The 3,950-nt window shown below is 63.9% G+C and carries 5 protein-coding genes; 4 read left to right on the top strand and 1 reads right to left on the bottom strand.

Annotated elements, in window-relative coordinates; genetic code table 11:
- Positions 1–221: 221 nt before the first annotated feature.
- From ACTIAO_RS17300 to ACTIAO_RS17290, 3 genes are all read left to right on the top strand, one after another.
- Positions 222–482 (top strand): hypothetical protein, encoded by a 261-nt coding sequence (locus tag ACTIAO_RS17300; RefSeq protein ID WP_441907311.1) that lies wholly within the window; start codon positions 222–224, stop codon positions 480–482.
- A 35-nt stretch (positions 483–517) separates the two neighbouring features.
- On the top strand, positions 518–772 hold the full coding sequence (locus ACTIAO_RS17295; protein WP_441907310.1) for a hypothetical protein: 255 nt from the start codon (positions 518–520) through the stop codon (positions 770–772).
- 105 nt (positions 773–877) lie between these two features.
- On the top strand, positions 878–1,288 hold the full coding sequence (locus tag ACTIAO_RS17290; RefSeq protein ID WP_441907309.1) for a hypothetical protein: 411 nt from the start codon (positions 878–880) through the stop codon (positions 1,286–1,288).
- 29 nt (positions 1,289–1,317) lie between these two features.
- On the opposite strand, the gene ACTIAO_RS17285 is transcribed toward ACTIAO_RS17290, so the two are convergent.
- Entirely contained in the window at positions 1,318–2,637 is a 1,320-nt protein-coding gene (locus ACTIAO_RS17285) for a peptidoglycan DD-metalloendopeptidase family protein (RefSeq protein ID WP_441907308.1), read from the bottom strand.
- Positions 2,638–2,839: 202 nt separating this feature from the next.
- On the opposite strand from ACTIAO_RS17285, the gene ACTIAO_RS17280 reads away from it, so the two are divergent.
- Positions 2,840–3,950: isocitrate lyase (locus ACTIAO_RS17280; protein ID WP_441907307.1), on the top strand; the 1,111-nt coding region annotated here is incomplete at its 3' end.

Raw genomic sequence — 3,950 nt, 5'->3', positions numbered from 1 at the left:
AATGTTGTGTAGGTTCACCCCTACCGTGGGTTCAAATCCCACCGTCACCGCCACTTGAAACCCCCGCAGAACCCTTGTAAACACTGGGATCGCGGGGGTTTCTTCATGCGCTGATCATGATCGTGGTAACTCCTGTAAGGGCTGATTGAGATTCGTGACATCAGTCTGGCGCCTTCCAGATTCTTGGGGTACTTTGGTACCAAGCACAAGGAGATACCACTATGGCTGGCGCACTTGCCCCGATCAAAGTGGACGGCGAGACCGACGCTCTCATTTCGCACGCTGCTCACTTTCTACGCTCGTCCAAGAAGGACGTCGTTGATGTCGCCGTGCGCGAGTACATCGAGCGTCATCGCGAGGAGATTCAAGAGGCGGCGCTGGAGGCGCTTCGTACGCTCGACGGGTCCACAAAGAGTGCCGTTCAGCTTCTAACCGGCGCAAGCGACGGTGAACTCGATGAGCTTGGCGGATTCAGTGGCTGACTCGCTGTCGGTGGGTACTTGTAGCCTCAGGGTCTATGAGCCATGTGCGCCCGACGAAGCGATGCCTGGATGATCTCCGCCTGAAATTCGCGCCGCTCGACGTGCCGTTGCACGAGACCGAGCACGATCTGGTCGCCAAGGCGCAGCGTCTGCCGAATGAGTCCGCTTCGGGCGGCGCAGAACGCGTGCTCGCCATCGATGATCGCGTCTGGTTCAAGGTGAAGGTCGGAGACTACCGAGGGGCCGGTGGTCGTGTGGTCGACATTCCCGACGACGTCCCACCGCTTTGATGGCTCGTCGCCGGAGGGCACCGTCGTGCCGACTCGAAGGACCAGGATTTCTACAGCGCTCTCGAAGCCGAGTGCCGACGCGCCGCGAAGGGGTCGTCGGCTCCGGTGAACAGTGACCACCTCCTGCCACAGGACGTCGACTTCCGACGGTGGCGGACGGAGCAGGCTGCTCTTGGCGTGGTTGCGCTTCAACGCGTCGTCCGGGAGCTGATCTTCCGCTCGGCGCACTCGAGCGGTCCGGTCGAGGCTACCTCCCAGGGGCAGGGGCTGATCGCCTGGGTCAAGTCACAGGACGGTGAGACCTACCTCGCGATCGCGACGGAGGGGTTCCTCGACCCCAGGGAGGTTGCGGTCGTGCTCAATGCCGTGCCTGGAATGACCGCCGAGGATTGGCAGATCGAACCCGGTGAGGTGCTGGGAATAACGCCCGGCATGGGGCAACTCGTGTACTCGGCGATGCTTCCACCGGCGACCTTGGCGGCGATGCTTGACGACTCGTCAGGCGAGTATTTGTAGGTGCGCGCGAGACACGTCCCGCGCGCACCTCACTCCAGCTGCAGGTACCCGCCCCACCCGGAGCCGATGAGGATCCGACTCTTGAGCCGGCCCGTTCCGTCGCCGGGATACAGATAGAGGTTCCCCGCTCCATCACGACCGATGATGTCCACGCGACCGTCTCCGTTGTAGTCGACGCCCCCGGTGAACGCGGTGAATGCTCCCCAACCGCTTCCGACGCCGACTCTCGCACTGAATCGGTTTCCCAGCCCCCGGTAGAAGTAGAGGTTGCCGTCTTTCGCCACGGCCATGATGTCGCCGATGCCATCACCATCGAAATCACCACCGGCCAGGAATTTGATGGTGTCCCACCCGCTGCCGACGGTCGTGCGCGGACCGGAGAGCGCACCGCTGCCGTTGCCGCTGTAGACGGTGAGGACGCCCGATTTGGATGCTCCGAGCACATCCTGAAGGCCGTCGCCGGAGAAGTCGGCGCCGGACGTGACATGCAGCATGTCGTACCACCCGAGCTCCAACCGGTCATAGCGGTCGAACCCGATACCCGACCCTCCGGCGTAGTACTCGAGCAGGCCGTCACCGCGCACCGCGAGCATGTCCGCTCTGCCATCGGCGTTCAGGTCGGTGTGCGTCAGATGGCGGTAGAGACCCCATCCGCTCGTCATGACCGACGCGGGAAGCAGGCCCCCGCCGCCGTTGCCCGCGAGGAACTGCAGATCGCTGTCGGCGGCGACGCCGAGCAGATCGGCCTTGCCGTCACCGTTGAAATCCGCCGACGACACCGGCGAGAGCGGTGTCGTACGCAGACCGGGGAAGGTGAGGGGAAGAGGCTTGCCACGCGTGACCGTGGACAGGCAGACGAACCCCTGATTGATCGCGGAGTACACGGAGCCGTTTCGCCACACCTCGAAGTGCAGGTGGGCGCCCGTCGAATTGCCCGTGCTGCCGACCACCCCGATCTGCTGGCCGCGCACGACCCGCGTGCCGGGCGCGGCCAGGCCCGGCGAAACCATATGGGCGTACCGCGTGACGTACCCGCCGATGTGTTCGATGTCGACGTAGTTGCCGTATCCGTTGCTCCACGCGCGCGTCCTGATAACGCCGTCATAGGCGGCGAGGATGGGCGTGCCGCCCTGACCCGAGATGTCGATGCCGTCATGGACACGCGTGTTCGAACGGCATCCATCGCCGACCTTGGACTGGATCGTGCCCGAGGCCGGGTAGATCATCTGTCCGTCCGTCGCCGCTGATGCGGGCGTCGCCGTCGTGATGGAGGGGATGACTCCGATGAGGACGGCCACCGTCACCGCCAGCGCCACGCACGTCACACGCCACCGGGACATTCGCTTCATGTCGCGCGCCCTCCACCTCGCCGCCCCGCGGACAGCTATCGAGGTCACCGTATCAGCGAGGCCGCCCCCGAGTCGTCGGCACACGAAGGCTTTCGTTTCGTAGAAGAATCGTCAATTTTCTGTGTCGATTTGGTATGGACGGGTGCAGTTCTTGCCTAAGAGTGGAGGTAACGCCGACCGCCATCACAGCAAAGGACACATCATGACCGCCTACCAAGACGACATCGAAGCCATCCGGGCACTGAAGGACGAGGCCGGTTCGAGCTGGGATGCCATCAACCCCGAATCGGTCGCCCGAATGCGTGCGCAGAACCGATTCAAGACCGGGCTGGAGATCGCCCAGTACACCGCAGACATCATGCGACGCGACATGGGCGAGTACGACGCCGACTCCTCGGTCTACACGCAGTCGCTCGGCGTCTGGCACGGCTTCATCGGTCAGCAGAAGATGATCTCGATCAAGAAGCACCTGAAGACGACCAACAAGCGCTACCTCTACCTGTCCGGCTGGATGGTCGCCGCCCTCCGCTCCGAGTTCGGGCCGCTCCCCGACCAGTCGATGCACGAGAAGACCGCCGTACCCGCGCTCATCGAAGAGCTCTACACATTCCTCCGCCAGGCGGATGCTCGCGAGCTCGATCTCCTGTTCGTGAAGCTCGACGACGCCCGCGCAGCAGGCGATGACACCGCGGCAGAGTTCATCCAGTCGCAGATCGACAACTTCGAGACCCACGTCGTGCCGATCATCGCCGACATCGACGCCGGCTTCGGAAACCCCGAGGCCACCTACCTCCTGGCGAAGAAGATGATCGAGGCCGGCGCCTGCGCCATCCAGATCGAGAACCAGGTCTCCGACGAGAAGCAGTGCGGTCACCAGGACGGCAAGGTCACTGTTCCCCACGAGGACTTCATCGCCAAGATCAACGCAGTCCGCTACGCCTTCCTCGAGCTCGGCGTCGAGAGCGGCGTGATCGTCTCCCGCACCGACTCACTCGGCGCCGGCCTCACCCAGAAGCTCGCCGTCACCACCACCCCCGGCGACCTCGGCGACCAGTACAACTCGTTCCTCGATGTCGAGGAGATCTCGGAGGACGAGCTCGGCAACGGCGACGTCGTCATCAAGCGCGACGGCAAGCTGCTGCGCCCGAAGCGCCTGGCCAGCAACCTGTACCGCTTCCGCGCCGGAACCGGTGAGGAGCGCTGCGTGCTCGACAGCATCACGTCACTGCAGAACGGTGCCGACCTGCTGTGGATCGAGACCGAGAAGCCGCACGTCGAGCAGATCGCCGGAATGATGGACAAGGTGCGCGAGG

It is taken from the genome of Microbacterium sp., assembly GCF_052099035.1.
Classification (GTDB): domain Bacteria; phylum Actinomycetota; class Actinomycetes; order Actinomycetales; family Microbacteriaceae; genus Microbacterium.
Note: the sequence above shows the minus strand (reverse complement) of the source record. Positions and strands in the feature narration are given on the sequence as shown.